The sequence below is a fragment of the Hongsoonwoonella zoysiae genome, from assembly GCF_013266695.1.
GTDB lineage: Bacteria > Pseudomonadota > Alphaproteobacteria > Rhizobiales > Stappiaceae > Hongsoonwoonella > Hongsoonwoonella zoysiae.
This window is the reverse complement of record NZ_JABRXF010000001.1, coordinates 469,985-485,589: the sequence shown is the minus strand read 5'-3', so window position 1 is coordinate 485,589 and position 15,605 is coordinate 469,985. Positions and strand designations below refer to the sequence as shown.

General features: G+C 62.4%; 15 protein-coding genes. 13 read left to right on the top strand and 2 right to left on the bottom strand.

Features of this window, described 5'->3' with window-relative positions; all coding sequences use genetic code 11:
* Window positions 1-9 precede the first annotated feature (9 nt).
* The 3 genes from HPQ64_RS02240 (at window position 10) to HPQ64_RS02230 (ending at window position 2,398) form a co-directional block, all read left to right on the top strand.
* Window positions 10-864, top strand: a complete 855-nt coding sequence (locus HPQ64_RS02240) for an FkbM family methyltransferase (protein ID WP_172886756.1) — start codon at window positions 10-12, stop codon at window positions 862-864.
* Window positions 865-925: 61 nt separating this feature from the next.
* Window positions 926-1,708, top strand: a complete 783-nt coding sequence (locus tag HPQ64_RS02235) for a succinate dehydrogenase iron-sulfur subunit (protein ID WP_172886755.1) — start codon at window positions 926-928, stop codon at window positions 1,706-1,708.
* A 306-nt stretch (window positions 1,709-2,014) separates the two neighbouring features.
* On the top strand, window positions 2,015-2,398 hold the full coding sequence (locus tag HPQ64_RS02230) for a VOC family protein (RefSeq protein WP_343035976.1): 384 nt from the start codon (window positions 2,015-2,017) through the stop codon (window positions 2,396-2,398).
* A gap of 23 nt (window positions 2,399-2,421) precedes the next feature.
* Here the strand turns inward: HPQ64_RS02230 and HPQ64_RS02225 are convergent, their stop codons facing one another.
* The gene (locus HPQ64_RS02225; RefSeq protein ID WP_172886753.1) at window positions 2,422-2,799 is read right to left on the bottom strand and encodes an MAPEG family protein; all 378 of its coding nucleotides are present in this window, start codon (window positions 2,797-2,799) and stop codon (window positions 2,422-2,424) included.
* A 178-nt stretch (window positions 2,800-2,977) separates the two neighbouring features.
* On the opposite strand from HPQ64_RS02225, the gene HPQ64_RS02220 reads away from it, so the two are divergent.
* Entirely contained in the window at window positions 2,978-3,325 is a 348-nt protein-coding gene (locus HPQ64_RS02220) for a carboxymuconolactone decarboxylase family protein (protein ID WP_172886752.1), read from the top strand.
* A gap of 158 nt (window positions 3,326-3,483) precedes the next feature.
* Complete coding sequence (locus HPQ64_RS02215) at window positions 3,484-3,951, top strand: arsenate-mycothiol transferase ArsC (RefSeq protein ID WP_172886751.1); 468 nt, start codon at window positions 3,484-3,486, stop codon at window positions 3,949-3,951.
* A 54-nt stretch (window positions 3,952-4,005) separates the two neighbouring features.
* On the opposite strand, the gene HPQ64_RS02210 is transcribed toward HPQ64_RS02215, so the two are convergent.
* Window positions 4,006-4,581, bottom strand: coding sequence for a GNAT family N-acetyltransferase (locus HPQ64_RS02210; RefSeq protein ID WP_172886750.1), 576 nt, complete (start codon window positions 4,579-4,581; stop codon window positions 4,006-4,008).
* A 343-nt stretch (window positions 4,582-4,924) separates the two neighbouring features.
* On the opposite strand from HPQ64_RS02210, the gene HPQ64_RS02205 reads away from it, so the two are divergent.
* The 8 genes from HPQ64_RS02205 to odhB all read left to right on the top strand — a co-directional run bounded on the left by HPQ64_RS02205 (window position 4,925) and on the right by odhB (window position 15,556).
* Window positions 4,925-5,467, top strand: coding sequence for a protease inhibitor Inh/omp19 family protein (locus tag HPQ64_RS02205; RefSeq protein ID WP_172886749.1), 543 nt, complete (start codon window positions 4,925-4,927; stop codon window positions 5,465-5,467).
* Between the two features lie 107 nt (window positions 5,468-5,574).
* Entirely contained in the window at window positions 5,575-6,003 is a 429-nt protein-coding gene (locus HPQ64_RS02200; protein ID WP_172886748.1) for a carboxymuconolactone decarboxylase family protein, read from the top strand.
* A 109-nt stretch (window positions 6,004-6,112) separates the two neighbouring features.
* Complete coding sequence (gene zapE, locus HPQ64_RS02195) at window positions 6,113-7,294, top strand: cell division protein ZapE (protein WP_172886747.1); 1,182 nt, start codon at window positions 6,113-6,115, stop codon at window positions 7,292-7,294.
* A 211-nt stretch (window positions 7,295-7,505) separates the two neighbouring features.
* Window positions 7,506-8,468: a malate dehydrogenase gene (mdh, locus tag HPQ64_RS02190; protein WP_172886746.1), complete on the top strand. Its 963-nt coding sequence runs from the start codon at window positions 7,506-7,508 to the stop codon at window positions 8,466-8,468.
* An 81-nt stretch (window positions 8,469-8,549) separates the two neighbouring features.
* Window positions 8,550-9,749 (top strand): ADP-forming succinate--CoA ligase subunit beta, encoded by a 1,200-nt coding sequence (gene sucC, locus HPQ64_RS02185; RefSeq protein WP_172886745.1) that lies wholly within the window; start codon window positions 8,550-8,552, stop codon window positions 9,747-9,749.
* Window positions 9,749-10,657 (top strand): succinate--CoA ligase subunit alpha, encoded by a 909-nt coding sequence (sucD, locus tag HPQ64_RS02180; RefSeq protein WP_172886744.1) that lies wholly within the window; start codon window positions 9,749-9,751, stop codon window positions 10,655-10,657. Before sucC ends, sucD begins: the two co-directional genes overlap by 1 nt.
* A 265-nt stretch (window positions 10,658-10,922) precedes the next feature.
* Window positions 10,923-13,907, top strand: coding sequence for a 2-oxoglutarate dehydrogenase E1 component (locus HPQ64_RS02175; protein WP_172886743.1), 2,985 nt, complete (start codon window positions 10,923-10,925; stop codon window positions 13,905-13,907).
* Between the two features lie 113 nt (window positions 13,908-14,020).
* On the top strand, window positions 14,021-15,556 hold the full coding sequence (odhB, locus tag HPQ64_RS02170; protein ID WP_172886742.1) for a 2-oxoglutarate dehydrogenase complex dihydrolipoyllysine-residue succinyltransferase: 1,536 nt from the start codon (window positions 14,021-14,023) through the stop codon (window positions 15,554-15,556).
* Window positions 15,557-15,605: the final 49 nt, after the last annotated feature.

Genomic DNA, 15,605 nt, shown 5'->3' with positions numbered 1-15,605 from the left:
GGATCGGCCATGCAGTCTGCGGCGCGCCCATTAACGGACACGAAATCGCCCTTTGGCACCTATGCGGGTCATGGGGTGGGCCGGTTCGTCTGGGCGCTTGCCGACCGTCGCTCGCTGGCAAAGCCGGTAAGGCGGCGCTTACGCCGTGTGGCGGAAAGCCGCTTCGCCGGACCTTACGACACAACAGTGGACGGCCTGAAGTTCCGCCTTTACCCGGGTGAGAATTACGACGACCGCAAGATGCTGGCCAAGGGTCGCCTGCCGGAACGCGCGGAACATCGGGCGCTTGCGCCTTACCTGAAGCCCGGCGTCACATTCGTGGATGTCGGGGCGAATATCGGCTCCTACGCGCTTTTCGCCGCCGCCAAGGGGGCGGATGTCGTCGCGGTGGAGGCCAATCCGGCAACGCAGGAGCGGCTTGACTACAACATCGCCGTCAATGGTGCGGACTGCGGAGCGGTCAGGGTGGTTCCGCGGGCCGTGAGTGACCGGGAAGGCAGCCTGACGCTCTGGACGACGCCGACGAACTCCGGCTTCGCGACAGGGGCGAGGGAATTGACCACCGGGGAACCGGCTGGCGAATGGCGTGCCATCGAGGTCGAGGTTTGTCCCTTGTGCAAGCTTCTCGTCGAGGCGGGCGTGAAGCGGGTCGACGTGTTGAAGGTCGATGTCGAAGGTTTGGAGGACCGTGTTCTCCTGCCCTTTCTTGCTGCGACGCCGGCGGGCGATCTGCCCGACGTGGTGATGTTCGAGACGAATTGCAGCGCTGTTTGGCAGGGTGATTGCCGGGCGGCGCTTGAAAAGGCGGGGTACGAGCCCGTCTGTGAGACGAATGACAATCTGATCGTCGCGCGGCGCGCGTGACGGAGCAATCTTGCCGGTCTTCGTGGTTCGCGGGCCGGCGGAAAAGCGGAGCGAAGGAAAGATGGTTCAGCTGACGCTTCCCAGGAACTCGCAGGTGACCGAGGGCAAGGTCTGGGACAAGCCCGAGGGTGCGAAAAACGTCCGGGAGTTCAAGATCTACCGCTGGAACCCGGATGACGGCCGCAACCCGCGCGTCGACACTTATTATGTCGACATGGACGATTGCGGGCCGATGGTTCTGGACGCTCTCATCAAGATCAAGAACGAGATCGATCCGACGCTGACCTTCCGCCGCTCCTGCCGCGAGGGCATTTGCGGCTCCTGCGCCATGAACATCGATGGCACCAACACGCTCGCCTGCACCCGCGGCATGGACGAGATCAAGGACGCCACCGTAAAGGTTTATCCGCTGCCGCACATGCCGGTGGTCAAGGACCTCGTGCCGGACCTGACGAACTTTTACGCCCAGCACCGCTCCATCGAGCCGTGGCTGCAGACCGTGACGCCGGAGCCGGAGAAGGAGTGGCGCCAGAGCCATGAAGACCGCGCCAAGCTCGACGGTCTTTACGAGTGCATCCTGTGTGCCTGCTGTTCCACCTCCTGCCCGAGCTACTGGTGGAACGGCGACCGTTACCTTGGCCCGGCCATCCTGTTGCAGGCCTACCGCTGGCTGATCGACAGCCGCGACGAGGCGACGGGCGAGCGTCTCGACAATCTGGAAGATCCTTTCCGTCTTTATCGTTGCCACACGATCATGAACTGCGCCCAGGTCTGCCCGAAGGGGTTGAACCCGGCGCAGGCGATCGCCGAGATCAAGAAGATGATGGTCGAGCGGCGGGTCTGACCGCAACCGATCGCCAAGTCTACCCGCATTCTCCGCTTGCGGGGATAAGCCGCTCCGGTTCATCCGGGGCGGCTTTTTTCTTGGGGCTCCGGTTATTCCCGCTTGGGTGGCACGGGTTATCCTGTCTCTTTTATGTCTTTGACCCGACGCCGCCATGCGCTCTGATCTGCATCCGGCCTGCCCGGGTTGGCCCCGGATTGGCCCCGGATTGGCCCCGGATTGGCCATGACGGATTTCTCGATTACCTTTTTCGCCCCGAAAGGAAATGGATTCGGCACGAACGGAATTATGCGAGGCGACATGGGTATACTGGATCACATCGGCTTTCCCGTCAGCGACTTTGAAGCCTCCAAGGCCTTCTACAAAAAGGCGCTTTCGCCGCTCGGCATCAAGGTGCTGCTCGAGATCGGGCCGGAACAGACGGGTGCGGGCAGCCATTGCGGTTTCGGCAAGGAATTTCCCGAATTCTGGATCGGCACCGGAAAGCCGCTCGAAGGCTGCCTGCATGTCGCCTTCACGGTTTTTACCCGTGAAGATGTCCATGCCTTTTACGACGCGGTGTTAGCTGCGGGCGGAAAAGACAATGGCGCCCCGGGTCTCAGGCCCCATTACCATCCGAATTACTATGGCGCCTTCGTCCTCGATCCTGATGGCCACAATATCGAGGCTGTTTGCCATAAACCTGAGTGAAAGTGGCGGAACTCAGCCGGTTTTCAACTCCATACCGGGCTTGTGAAGATCGCGATGGTCGAGGCAAAGCCAACGACCCAGGCAATCGATCGCGGGGTCGCCCGGTCGCTCAGATAGCAGAAAATATAGATGATCCGGACAGCGATGAAGAGGCCGGCGAGCCTGTCGATCCAGTCCGGGTCGCCGCCTTGTCCGAGACCGACGATCACGGCGATCGCGAAGAAGGGAAACGCCTCGAAACTGTTTTTTTCCGCCGCCCGTGCGCGAGCGCGGAAGCCATCCTTCCAGTAATCCGGATCGCGTGGTTTCGAGTTGTCGAAGTCGCGCGAGAGCTTTCCCGGATAGATCGCCGCAATCGGCAGGATCGCGGCGATCAGGATGCACCAGACGGCAAAAGGCATGGTCGCTTCTTTCTTGTTCGGACGTCACGTGGCCCACGAACTCGGTACGACTTCTGTGGGGTTTCGGTTTTCGCTTGTTTTTTGGATATTTGACAAGGCTCAAGGACGATTTCCGGCGGATGGGCCATGACCTCACCTGAAATGCCGGGGCCCGGCATCAACTGGAGGAGTGAGGGAAATGGCCGTCAGCGACTGGCAGGATTTCATAGAACAGACCGACGAGCGCATGGCCGATCTGCGCAAGGGTATTCCGGGCGTGGCCCAGGGCTTTCACGAGATCGCCAAATCGGCGATTGCCAAGGGTGCGCTCGATTCCAAAACCAAGGAACTTATCGCGCTCGCCATCGGCATCACGGTGCGCTGTGACGGTTGCCTGGCCTATCACGCCCGTGCGGCGGCGAAGTTCGGCGCGAGCCGCGAGGAGGTGGCCGAGGCAATTGGCGTTGCCGTTTACATGGGCGGCGGGCCGTCGATGATTTACGGTGCGGAAGCTCTCGCCGCTTTCGACAGTTTCCAGGATCTATGAGCCGGCAAGCCATATTGCATTGCACAACCCTAAGCCGTGCCCGCAAACCGTCCCATTCCTGTCACATGGACGACTCCAAAGGGCGGTATTTCATTTGCGAATCAAGCAGCGATCGCTTGGAAACGTGTTCCCGAAGGTCGGGAAGGAGCAGTATTTCGATGAAGGCGACGACTATTCTGTTCGTCTGTGAGGATAACGCAGGGTTGAGTCTCATGGCTGAGGCCTGCCTGAACGCAACCGCCCCGGAAGGCCTGCGTGCGTTTTCCGCCGGGCCGCGGCCCGCGCCCGAAATGCGCCGCGGCCTGAAGGCGGCACTTTGCGAAGCCGGCTTCGATACCGCCGGCCTTGAGCCGAAGTCCTGGGAGTTGTTTGCGCTGCCTCATGCGCCGGCCCCGGATGTGGTCGTGTTCATGACCGAAGCATCGCGCGGATTTAGCCCTCCCCGATGGCAGAACGAACCGCGCGAGCTGCACTGGACCCTGACAAAGCCGGATTTGAGCTCACACGCGCAGTTTCACCTTCGCAAAGCCCTGCGGGACGTGCGTCTTGCTGTCGACACGGCCCTCAAGAACGGAGATTTCTGCCTGGCGCCGGCGCTGCCACAGGTTTTTCGCGCCGCAAGCTGAGTGCACGATAAGGGCCGGGGAAACTCGCCCCGGCCTTTTGCGTGGCCCAAAGATTCATGCCAGCCGTTTGCGGCCGGCTTCAAGCAGGGATCCTGCAACGCCGAAACCGTCGTTCATCGCTTCCCGGAACAGGGAGAAAAACGAGAAGCTGGCCGGCTCCAGCCGCCCGACCACATCGCCGGCCTCGAAGGTCAGCTCGGCTTCGAATTTTCTCGCCAGAAGCTGCATGGCCCTGTTCGTGGAAAGGCAGTTGACGTAGATGTGCCGGTAGCCCCGGTTTCTGGCGGCAATCAGGGTCAATTCCATCAGCTTGGTGCCAAGGCCCGAATTCTGCCATGCGTCTTCCACGGAAAACGCCGCTTCGGCCGTGGTGATGCCGTCAACGGTTCTCAGTTCCGCGACCGCGCGCAAGATGCCGTCTTCGAAGAAACCGTGGATAACGGATCCGAGCGCCATGCTGGTTTCGGCGTAGCTTCTGAGAAACGCATCGTTTGCCGTCATGGCGAAACGGCTGCGCCGCGCATCCGGCGAAAGCCGCAGGAGATGGTCGCGAAACTGCGCCTGATCGCTCGCGTCAAGCTTCCTGATCAGGCCGTTTCCTGTACGATGTGGACCTATACGATGTGGCATGCCTCGCCCTCGCGATCGAAAAGAGGCTTTCGCCTCGACCGAGGGGCCCAAACAGGTTGGGACCCTATAGTGCGAGCCACTCCTTGGTTCCCTAGATGACGATCTATATAATTGTGCAGTGCGAAATTACCATGGCAGCCTCGAAATTGCCCAAAGTTTTGCAGGTCATGATTTCGCCCGTTTCAGGTTTATCAACGTTTCAGTCACCATAACCGGCAATGCTGATTCCATGCCGGCTTGCCGTCGCAGCACATCGCGATGAACGCCGGAAGACAAAATTTCGCCTGCATTCATGTGGCCTTGATGATTGAATGCGCGCTCTGGAGCCGGAAGGAAAAGGGAAATGAACCGTCCAGTCTCTATCGTCCTCGTCGTCGGCCTTGCCGTTGCAATCGCCGGCTGTCAGCGGCTGGGGCTCGGCGGCTCCAGCCCGGCCCCCCTGCCGGCAACGCCCGCGCCGCCGGTCGACAGCCAGCCGCTGACGCCGCTCGACGGTGTTCAGTCGTCCGATACGTTGATCGAGCAGCAGCCGCTCGATCCGGTGGAGGGCGGTGGCGAGCAGGTCGCCTCCGCGTCCCCGTTCGAAGCGCCTGCGGAGGCGAGGGAGATCGGCCGCAGCGATCTTCTCGGCGGCTGGACCATGCAGTCTGCCGCCGACCAGTGCCAGCTCTTCATGACGCTGACCACATGGAGCGGCGGTTACCGCGCCAACACGCGCGGCTGCGGCTCGCCGAACCTGCAGGGAATTTCCGCCTGGGACCTGACGGGCAAGCAGGTTGTGCTGAAGAACGATGCGGGCGAAACCGTCGCCAATCTTTATTCTTCAGGCGGAACGCAGTTCAACGGGCAAACGTCGACCGGACAGCCGATCACCGTTTTCCGCTGAACTCCGACGAAAGATGAAGCGCCGGCGCATTGCCCGGCGCTTTTCCTGCGTTTAGCTTGCCGATTGCGGCTCCCCTTTGCGGAGCGGCCTGATGCGGGAGGAACGCAATGTCCGTCTGGCCCATGCTGGAAGACGATGAGATGCCGGAGGCGTCGCGTGCTGTCGCCGACGACATCAGGCAAACGCGCAAGACCGATTTCCTGAACAATTTCTGGCGCGTGCTTGCCAATGATCCCGCGCTGATGAAGCGGACATGGGAAAGCCTGAAGGAGATCATGAGCCCCGGCGAGCTCGACCCGCTCGCCAAGGAGATGATCTATCTCGCCGTTTCGATATCGAACTCTTGCGACTACTGCATCAGTTCTCACACCGCTGCGGCCCGCGCAAAGGGCATGAGCGAGGCGCAATTGGGCGAGCTTCTTTCCGTCGTCGGCATGGCGAGCGAGACGAACCGCCTTGCGAGCGCGCTTCAGGTGCCGGTCGACGAGGCGTTCAGGCGACCGCCGAAGGCTTCCAATTCTCCAAAGGGTGAATAGGTTTGGCGGCCATCGGCCTTGCATGGCACCCGCCTGATTGGCTATTTCCTCGAAAAATACCCGATCCCGAAGCCCCCTGCCGTCATAAGGTCTGGAGCGAATTCCCTTCATGAGCGACATCGCATCTTCCTCCAGCCGGCTTCCGCTGACGCGCACCGTCGCAGGGCGCTATGCGTCGCTTATCGAGGCCGGGGAGATCGAAAGCGATCCGGCGCAGGAGGCGATCGTCAAGCGGCTCGACCGGCTGAACGAGGCGCTGGCCGAAAGGCGCCTGGCGTCCAAGAAAAGCTCGCTCGGCTGGCTGTTCGGCAAGCGCGGAAGCGCAAGGGAGCCGGTCAGGGGCCTCTATATCTGGGGGGCCGTCGGGCGCGGCAAGACCATGCTCATGGACCTTTTTTTCGACATTGCCGCGCCGCGCCGCAAGCGCAGGGTCCATTTTCACGAGTTCATGGCCGACGTGCACGAGCGCGTTCATGCGGTGCGCCAGGCTTTCAGGAACGGCGAACTCAAGGGCGACGACCCGATCCCGCCGGTGGCCGATGCCCTGGCGCAAGAAACGAGGCTTCTGTGCTTCGACGAATTTTCGGTCACCGACATTGCGGACGCCATGATCCTCGGCCGGCTCTTTACCAAGCTTTTCGAGCGTGGTGTGGTGGTGGTGGCGACCTCGAACGTCGATCCGGACGATCTTTACAAGGATGGCCTCAACCGCAGGCATTTCCTGGATTTTGTCGAGCTCCTGAAGACGCAGGTCCACGTCATGCAGCTCGACGCGCGCACCGACTACAGGCTGGAGAAGCTGGCGGGCGCTTCCGTTTACGTCACCCCACTGGACGATGGTGCGGATGCCGAAGTCGACCGGCTCTGGCGCAAGCTTACCCATGGCATGACGGCGCATTCGGAGGATCTTGAGGTGAAGGGGCGCAGGATTCACGTGCCGCGCACCGTCGCCGGGGTCGCCAGATTTACGTTTGCGGAACTTTGCGAGGCTCCTCTGGCAGCGTCGGACTATCTGCGGATCGCCCACGCTTATCACACCGTCGTCGTCGACCGTGTGCCCGTCATGGGCCTTGCGCAACGCAACGCGGCAAAGCGCTTCATAAACCTGGTCGATACGCTTTACGACAATTCCATCAAGCTCATACTTTCGGCGGAAACGGAGCCGGACGGGCTTTATACGGCGACGACAGGCGCTGAATCCTTCGAGTTCGCGCGCACGATCTCGCGCCTCACGGAAATGCGTTCGGAAAGCTGGCTGGCTGGTGCAGAAGCGTCGGCGGCGGCCGGCTGAGTCCCGCCGGACAGCGGCGGACGCGGCGAAAGAATTTCCGCCCGGCCTGGGAAGGGAAAGCGGAAAGAATTTTCCGGAAGCGGAAAATGGCGCGGCCTGGCCGCAATATTCCTTCGTTGATATTGCAAGGGCGGCTCAAAGAGAGTAGTGCCATGCCCGGTCATCACAGTATGGCGCATGCTCCAGTTTACGTAAAGGGAAACTTTTGGACATGGCTCGAAAGAAGATCGCATTGATCGGCGCGGGACAGATCGGCGGCACGCTCGCCCACCTGGCCGGGCTGAAGGAACTCGGGGATATCGTCCTCTTCGACATCGCCGAGGGCATCCCGCAGGGCAAGGCGCTGGACATCGCGGAGTCCTCGCCCGTCGACGGTTTCGACGCGAAGCTCGTCGGCACCAACGGTTATGAGGCGATCGCGGGCGCCGACGTGGTGATCGTCACCGCGGGCGTGCCGCGCAAGCCCGGCATGAGCCGCGACGATCTGCTGGAAATCAACCTCAAGGTGATGGAGCAGGTGGGCGCGGGCATCAAGGCGCATGCGCCGGACGCTTTCGTCATCTGCATCACCAACCCGCTGGACGCCATGGTCTGGGCGCTGCAGAAGTTCTCGGGCCTGCCGACGAACAAGGTCGTCGGCATGGCCGGCGTTCTCGACAGCGCCCGCTTCCGCTACTTCCTGGCGGAAGAATTCAACGTTTCGGTGGAAGACGTCACGGCCTTCGTGCTCGGCGGCCATGGCGACACCATGGTGCCGCTCACCCGCTACTCCACGGTGGCCGGCATTCCGCTGCCCGATCTTATCAAGATGGGCTGGTGCACGAAGGAACGGCTGGAAGAGATCGTCCAGCGCACGCGTGACGGCGGCGCGGAAATCGTCGGCCTGCTCAAGACCGGCTCCGCCTTCTATGCGCCTGCGGCTTCCGCGATCGCCATGGCGGAAAGCTACCTGAAGGACAAGAAGCGTGTGCTGCCGTGTGCCGCGCATCTCGACGGCCAGTACGGCCTGTCCAACACCTATGTCGGCGTGCCGACGGTGATCGGTGCCGGCGGCATCGAGCGGGTGATCGAGATCGACCTCAACTCCGACGAAAAGGCGATGTTCGACAAGTCCGTCGCCTCCGTCGAAGGGCTTGTCGACGCCTGCAAGAAGATCCAACCGGCGCTCGCCTGATCAAAGGCTGCGGTGGGGGCCGTATTCGCGGCCCTCACCCGCATCGAGCCGCCCGTCTCCACTTTCCGGGGGATAAAGCGCATGAACATCCACGAATATCAGGCAAAGGCCGTGCTGAAGGAATATGGCGCGCCGGTTGCCGAAGGTGTGGCCATTTTCTCCGCCGACGAGGCGGAAGCGGCTGCGAAGAAGCTTCCCGGCCCGCTGTGGGTCGTGAAGTCCCAGATCCACGCCGGCGGACGCGGCAAGGGCAAGTTCAAGGAACTCGGGGCCGACGCCAAGGGCGGCGTTCGCCTTGCCTTTTCCCTTGAAGAGGTCGTCACCAACGCGAAGGAAATGCTGGGCAACACGCTCGTCACCAAGCAGACGGGCGCAGCCGGCAAGGTGGTCAACCGCCTATATATCGAGGATGGCGCGGATATCGAGCGTGAGCTTTATCTCTCCCTCCTCGTCGACCGCACGGTCGGGCAGGTGGCATTCGTCGCCTCCACCGAAGGCGGTGTGGACATCGAGACGGTTGCAGAGGAAACGCCTGAAAAGATCCTGACCCTGCCGATCGACCCGGATGCGGGCGTAACGGAAGAGGCGGCTTCGAAGCTTTGCGACGCGCTGAAGCTCGAGGGCGAGGCGCGCGCCGACGGCATGAAGATCTTCCCCGTCCTCTACAAGGCCTTCGTCGAAAAGGACATGAGCCTTCTCGAGGTCAATCCGCTGATCGTCATGAAGAACGGGCGCCTGCGCCTGCTCGACGCCAAGGTCTCCTTCGACGGTAACGCGCTGTTCCGTCATCCGGAAATCGTCGAACTTCGCGACGTGACCGAGGAAGACGACAAGGAGATCGAGGCTTCCAAGCACGATCTCGCCTATGTGGCGCTCGACGGCGACATCGGCTGCATGGTCAATGGCGCCGGCCTTGCCATGGCGACGATGGACATCATCAAGCTCTATGGCGCGGAGCCGGCCAACTTCCTCGATGTTGGCGGCGGCGCCTCCAAGGAGAAGGTGACGGCGGCGTTCAAGATCATCACCGCCGACCCGAACGTGAAGGGCATTCTCGTCAACATCTTCGGTGGCATCATGCGCTGCGACGTGATCGCGGAAGGCGTGGTCGCGGCGGTCAAGGAGGTGGGTCTTCAGGTGCCGCTCGTGGTTCGTCTCGAAGGCACCAATGTCCAGCTCGGCAAGGACATCATCAACAACTCCGGCCTCAACGTGATCGCCGCGGATGATCTCGACGACGCCGCGCAGAAGATCGTCGCCGCAGTGAAGGGGGGCAACTGATGTCGATCCTCGTCAACAAGGACACCAAGGTCATCGTCCAGGGCCTGACCGGCAAGACCGGCACCTTCCACACCGAGCAGGCGCTTGCCTACAACGGCACGAAGATGGTCGCGGGCGTACACCCCAAGAAGGGCGGCGAGACCTGGACGAGCGGTATCGAGGGCTATGCCGAACTGCCGATCTACGCCACCGTCGGCGAGGCGAAAGAGGCAACCGGCGCGGATGCTTCCGTCGTCTACGTTCCGCCGGTGGGTGCCGCGGCCGCGATCATCGAGGCGATCGACGCCGAGATCCCCTTCATCGTCTGCATCACGGAAGGCATTCCGGTGATGGATATGGTCAAGGTCAAGGCGCGGCTTGAAAAGTCCAACTCACGGCTTCTCGGCCCGAACTGCCCGGGCATCCTCACGCCCGACGAATGCAAGATCGGGATCATGCCGGGCTCCATCTTCAAGAAGGGCTCGGTCGGCGTCGTGTCGCGCTCCGGCACGCTGACCTACGAGGCGGTGTTCCAGACGACGAACGCAGGGCTTGGCCAGACGACCGCCGTCGGCATCGGCGGCGACCCGGTCAAGGGTACGGAGTTCATCGACGTGCTCGAGATGTTCCTGGCCGACGACGCCACGGAATCGATCATCATGATCGGTGAAATCGGCGGATCTGCGGAAGAAGATGCCGCCCAGTTCCTGAAGGACGAGGCGAAGAAAGGCCGCAAGAAACCGATGGCCGGTTTCATCGCGGGCCGCACCGCGCCTCCGGGCCGCACCATGGGCCACGCGGGCGCCGTGATTTCCGGCGGCAAGGGTGGTGCCGAAGACAAGATCGCGGCGATGGAAGAGGCGGGCATCCGCGTCTCCCCGTCGCCGGCCAAGCTCGGCGAGACCCTGCTTGAGGTCCTCAAGGGCTGAATTCGGCAATCAACTCTTTGCGCGTTCGGGTGAATACGCTTGAATGCGAGTGATCGGTCGGCGCGCGGTTCCCTCTTTCTTAACTGCGCTCCAACCACCATAGTAGGGGTGGCCAGCGTGTCCTTGCGGCAGGCCGGCCCTACCGGGGAACAGGCCGGCGCGGGACACGCCTCGCGCTGGTCTTTAAAAAATGAAGCTTTAGGGGCGCTGCGTGAAAGGGCACCCCGTAAGGAGCATGGCGGGTAAACACCGCCAAAAAGGTGAGATGGCTCGGCAAGACGAGAACAACCTCTTCGCCCTGACGTCGTTCCTCTATGGCACGAACGCGGGCTACATCGAAGACCTCTACGCAAAATATCAGGAAAATCCGGCATCGCTCGACGAGGAGTGGCGCTCTTTCTTCGGCGAACTGAAGGACGAGAAGTCCGATGTTCTGAAGGAAGCGCGCGGCGCTCCCTGGAAGCGGGCCGACTGGCCGATCGCCGCCAACGGCGAGCTTGTCAGCGCGCTCGACGGCAACTGGGCGCCGGTCGAGAAGGACCTTGGCGACAAGCTGAAGGGCAAGGCCAAGGCCAGGGGCATCGAGATCAGCGATGCCGAGGTGCAGCAGGCGACGCGCGATTCCGTTCGCGCATTGATGATGATCCGCGCCTACCGCATGCGCGGTCATCTGCACGCCGACCTCGATCCGCTGCGGCTCAAAGCGCCGGGCGATCACGAGGAGCTTCACCCCGCGACCTACGGCTTCACGGAGGCCGACTGGGACCGGAAGATCTTCATCGATCACGTTCTGGGGCTCGAGTTCGCCACCATTCGCGAGATGCTGGCGATCCTGAAGCGCACCTATTGTTCCACGCTCGGCGTGGAGTTCATGCATATTTCCGATCCGGCCGAAAAGGCCTGGATCCAGGAGCGCATCGAGGGCCCGGACAAGCAGGTCACCTTCACCGAGCAGGGCAAGAAGGCGATCCTCAACAAGTTGATCGAGGCGGAAGGCTTCGAGAAGTTTCTGGACGTCAAATACACCGGCACGAAGCGCTTCGGCCTCGATGGCGGCGAGGCTTTGATCCCCGCGCTCGAACAGATCATCAAGCGCGGCGGCGCGCTTGGTGTGAAGGAAATCGTGCTCGGCATGGCCCACCGCGGGCGCCTCAACGTTCTGGCCCAAATGATGGGCAAGCCGCACCGCGCCATCTTCCACGAGTTCAAGGGCGGTTCCTTCACGCCGGACGACGTGGAAGGCTCGGGCGATGTGAAGTATCACCTCGGCGCCTCGTCCGACCGTTCGTTCGACGAAAACACGGTGCACCTGTCGCTGACCGCGAACCCCTCGCATCTCGAGATCGTCGATCCCGTGGTGCTCGGCAAGGCGCGCGCCAAGCAGGACCAGCTTTCGGCGGTCGACGGGCATTGGGTGGAAACGACCGAGGTCGACCGGTCCAAGGTCCTGCCGCTGCTTCTGCACGGCGATGCGGCGTTTGCCGGCCAGGGCGTGGTGGCGGAGTGCTTCGGGCTTTCCGCCCTTCGCGGCCACCGTACGGGCGGCTCCATCCACTTCATCATCAACAACCAGATCGGCTTCACGACGAACCCGCGCTTCTCGCGTTCTTCGCCCTATCCCTCGGACGTGGCGAAGATGATCGAGGCGCCGATCTTCCACTGCAACGGCGACGATCCGGAAGCCGTGGTCTATGCGGCCAAGATCGCGACGGAGTTCCGCCAGCAGTTCGGCAAGCCGGTGGTGATCGACATGATCTGCTACCGCCGCTTCGGCCATAACGAGTCCGACGAGCCGGCGTTCACGCAGCCGATCATGTACCGCAAGATCCGCAAGCACGCGACGACGCTGCAGATCTATGGCGAAAGGCTGGTGAAGGACGGCGTGGTCACGGCCGAAGAAGTCGAGGAGATGAAGGCGGGCTTCCGCGCGCGCCTCGACGAGGAGTTCGAGGCCGGCAACGCCTACAGGCCCAACAAGGCCGACTGGCTGGACGGCAAGTGGTCGGGCATGAAGCAGGCCAACCAGGTGGACGAGCCGCGCCGCGGCATGACCGGCCTTGACGACAAGACGCTTGAAACCATCGGCAAGCGGCTGACCACCGTTCCCGATGGCTTCAACGTCCATCGCACGATCCGCCGCTTCCTCGACAACCGCAAGAAGGCATTCGAATCGGGCGAGGGCATCGACTGGGCGACGGCGGAAGCGCTGGCGTTCGGCTCGCTCCTGGTGGAGGGGCATGCCGTTCGCCTGTCCGGCCAGGATTGCGAGCGCGGCACGTTCTCGCAGCGCCATTCCGTTCTCTACGATCAGGAGACGGAAAGCCGGTACATCCCCCTCAACAACCTGCAGGATGGTCAGGCGCGCTACGAAGTCATCAATTCGATGCTTTCGGAAGAAGCCGTGCTCGGGTTCGAATACGGCTATTCGCTGGCCGAGCCGAACGCGCTGACGCTTTGGGAAGCCCAGTTCGGCGATTTCGCCAACGGCGCGCAGGTTGTGTTCGACCAGTTCCTGTCGTCGGGCGAGCGCAAGTGGCTCAGGATGTCGGGCCTCGTCTGCCTGCTGCCGCACGGCTACGAAGGCCAGGGGCCGGAGCATTCCTCCGCGCGGCTGGAGCGTTTCCTGCAGATGTGCGCGGAAGACAACATGCAGGTCGCCAACTGCTCGACGCCCGCGAACTACTTCCACATCCTGCGCCGTCAGCTCAAGCGCGACTTCCGCAAGCCGCTGATCCTGATGACGCCGAAGTCCCTTCTGCGTCACAAGCGTGCGGTTTCCAAGCTTTCGGAATTCGGGGAGGAGGCCTCCTTTCACCGTCTCCTTTGGGACGATGCCGAACATAATCCGGGAGACGGCATCAAGCTCGCCGATGACAAGAAGATCCGTAGGGTCATCCTGTGCTCGGGCAAGGTTTATTACGACCTTTTCGAGGAGCGTGAGAAACGCGGCATCGACGACGTCTACATCATGCGCGTCGAGCAGCTTTTCCCCTTCCCCACAAAGGCGCTCAGCCACGAGCTTTCGCGCTTCAAGGACGCGGATATCGTCTGGTGCCAGGAAGAGCCGAAGAACATGGGGTCCTGGGCCTTCATCCAGCCCTATGTGGAATGGGTGCTCAACCAGATCGGCGCGAAGCATGACCGCCCGCGCTACGTCGGCCGGGCGGCGTCGGCCGCAACCGCGACCGGCCTGATGTCCAAGCATCTCGCCCAATTGCAGGCATTTCTCGACGAGGCCTTCGCCGCCTGAGGCGGGGGCCGTCTTTCGATCGCGCGACAAGCCGCGTGAAGGTTTTCAAGGGCCCTGGTCCCGCGTGAGCGTATTGCGGGGCAGGGCTACGGCCAGGACAAAGAGAAACGATCATGGCGACCGAAATCCGAGTGCCCACCCTGGGCGAATCCGTTACCGAGGCGACCATCGCCCAGTGGTTCAAGAAGCCGGGCGAGGCGATCAACGCCGACGAACCCATCGTGGAACTGGAAACCGACAAGGTGACCGTGGAAGTGCCGGCGCCCGCTTCCGGCACGCTTGAGGAAATCCTCGTCAAGGAAGGCGATACGGTGGAGGTCGGCGCGCTGCTCGGCCAGATCAGCGAAGGCGAGGGTGCCGCCAAGCCGGCTGCGGCGAAGAAATCGGACGGCGGTGCGGCCAAGGCGGAAAAGCCCGCCGAGGCGAAGAAGGCGGCCTCGGCTGAAACCGTGGACGTCGTCGTTCCTTCCGCAGGCGAAAGCGTGACGGAAGCCGAAGTCGGCGAATGGATGGTCAAGGAAGGCGATACGGTGAAAGCCGACGATACGCTTGTCGAGCTTGAAACCGACAAGGCCGCGCAGGAAATTCCGGCTCCCCAGGCAGGCACCGTCGTCGAGGTTTTGAAGAAAACCGGAGATACCGTCCAGCCGGGCGATATTCTCTGCCGCATCGCGGTCGGGGCGGGTGCCGCCGCCGCAAAGCCTGCGGCTTCCCCGGCCCCTGCTGCGAAAGAGGAAACGGCCAGCTCCTCCTCCATGCCGCCCGCGCCGTCTGCGTCCAAGATGATGGCCGAAGCCGGCCTTTCGGACGATCAGGTTTCGGGCTCGGGCAAGCGCGGCCAGGTGCTGAAGGGCGATGTCATTGCTGCACTCGCCGGCGACGCGGCCGCGAAGCAGGCCGAGGCGCCGGCGGCGAAGGCCCCGCGCGCGCCGAGCGCAGCCGGCGACGAGGGGCGCGAGGAGCGCGTTCGCATGACGAAGCTGCGCCAGACCATCGCGCGGCGGCTGAAGGATGCGCAGAACACGGCTGCCATGCTCACCACCTACAACGAGGTGGACATGGGCCCGGTCATGGAGCTGCGCAAGCAGTACAAGGACCTTTTCGAGAAGAAGCACGGCGTGAAGCTCGGCTTCATGGGCTTCTTCACCAAGGCCGTCTGCCACGCGCTGAAGGAAATCCCGGCGGTCAACGCCGAGATCGACGGCACCGACATCATCTACAAGAACTACTGCCACATCGGCGTGGCGGTGGGCACGGAAAAAGGCCTGGTCGTTCCGGTCGTGCGCGATGCGGATGAAATGTCGATCGCCGAGATCGAGAAGAAGATTTCCGAATTCGGCCGCAAGGCGCGTGACGGCAAGCTCGGCATCGACGAGATGCAGGGCGGCACCTTCACCATCTCGAATGGCGGCGTCTACGGCTCGCTCATGTCCTCGCCGATCCTGAACGCCCCGCAGTCCGGTATTCTCGGCATGCACAAGATCCAGGAACGGCCGATGGTCGTCGACGGTCAGATCGTCGCCCGCCCGATGATGTATCTGGCGCTCTCCTACGATCACCGCATTGTCGACGGCAAGGAGGCGGTCACATTCCTGGTGCGCGTCAAGGAGAGCCTTGAGGACATCCAGCGTCTCGTGCTGGATCTTTGAGAAAATGGGAATTGGCACCTTCCGGTGCCATTTTCTTTCCGGAGGAGCC

Excerpts from the sequence above, each read along its gene's own strand:
- HPQ64_RS02240 (WP_172886756.1), top strand. The coding sequence starts at position 10 with ATGCAGTCTGCGGCGCGCCCATTAACGGACACGAAATCGCCCTTTGGC.
- HPQ64_RS02235 (WP_172886755.1), top strand. The coding sequence starts at position 926 with ATGGTTCAGCTGACGCTTCCCAGGAACTCGCAGGTGACCGAGGGCAAG.
- HPQ64_RS02225 (WP_172886753.1), bottom strand. The coding sequence starts at position 2,799 with ATGCCTTTTGCCGTCTGGTGCATCCTGATCGCCGCGATCCTGCCGATT.
- HPQ64_RS02220 (WP_172886752.1), top strand. The coding sequence starts at position 2,978 with ATGGCCGTCAGCGACTGGCAGGATTTCATAGAACAGACCGACGAGCGC.
- HPQ64_RS02215 (WP_172886751.1), top strand. The coding sequence starts at position 3,484 with ATGAAGGCGACGACTATTCTGTTCGTCTGTGAGGATAACGCAGGGTTG.
- HPQ64_RS02210 (WP_172886750.1), bottom strand. The coding sequence starts at position 4,581 with ATGCCACATCGTATAGGTCCACATCGTACAGGAAACGGCCTGATCAGG.
- HPQ64_RS02205 (WP_172886749.1), top strand. The coding sequence starts at position 4,925 with ATGAACCGTCCAGTCTCTATCGTCCTCGTCGTCGGCCTTGCCGTTGCA.
- HPQ64_RS02200 (WP_172886748.1), top strand. The coding sequence starts at position 5,575 with ATGTCCGTCTGGCCCATGCTGGAAGACGATGAGATGCCGGAGGCGTCG.
- zapE (WP_172886747.1), top strand. The coding sequence starts at position 6,113 with ATGAGCGACATCGCATCTTCCTCCAGCCGGCTTCCGCTGACGCGCACC.
- mdh (WP_172886746.1), top strand. The coding sequence starts at position 7,506 with ATGGCTCGAAAGAAGATCGCATTGATCGGCGCGGGACAGATCGGCGGC.
- sucC (WP_172886745.1), top strand. The coding sequence starts at position 8,550 with ATGAACATCCACGAATATCAGGCAAAGGCCGTGCTGAAGGAATATGGC.
- sucD (WP_172886744.1), top strand. The coding sequence starts at position 9,749 with ATGTCGATCCTCGTCAACAAGGACACCAAGGTCATCGTCCAGGGCCTG.
- HPQ64_RS02175 (WP_172886743.1), top strand. The coding sequence starts at position 10,923 with ATGGCTCGGCAAGACGAGAACAACCTCTTCGCCCTGACGTCGTTCCTC.
- odhB (WP_172886742.1), top strand. The coding sequence starts at position 14,021 with ATGGCGACCGAAATCCGAGTGCCCACCCTGGGCGAATCCGTTACCGAG.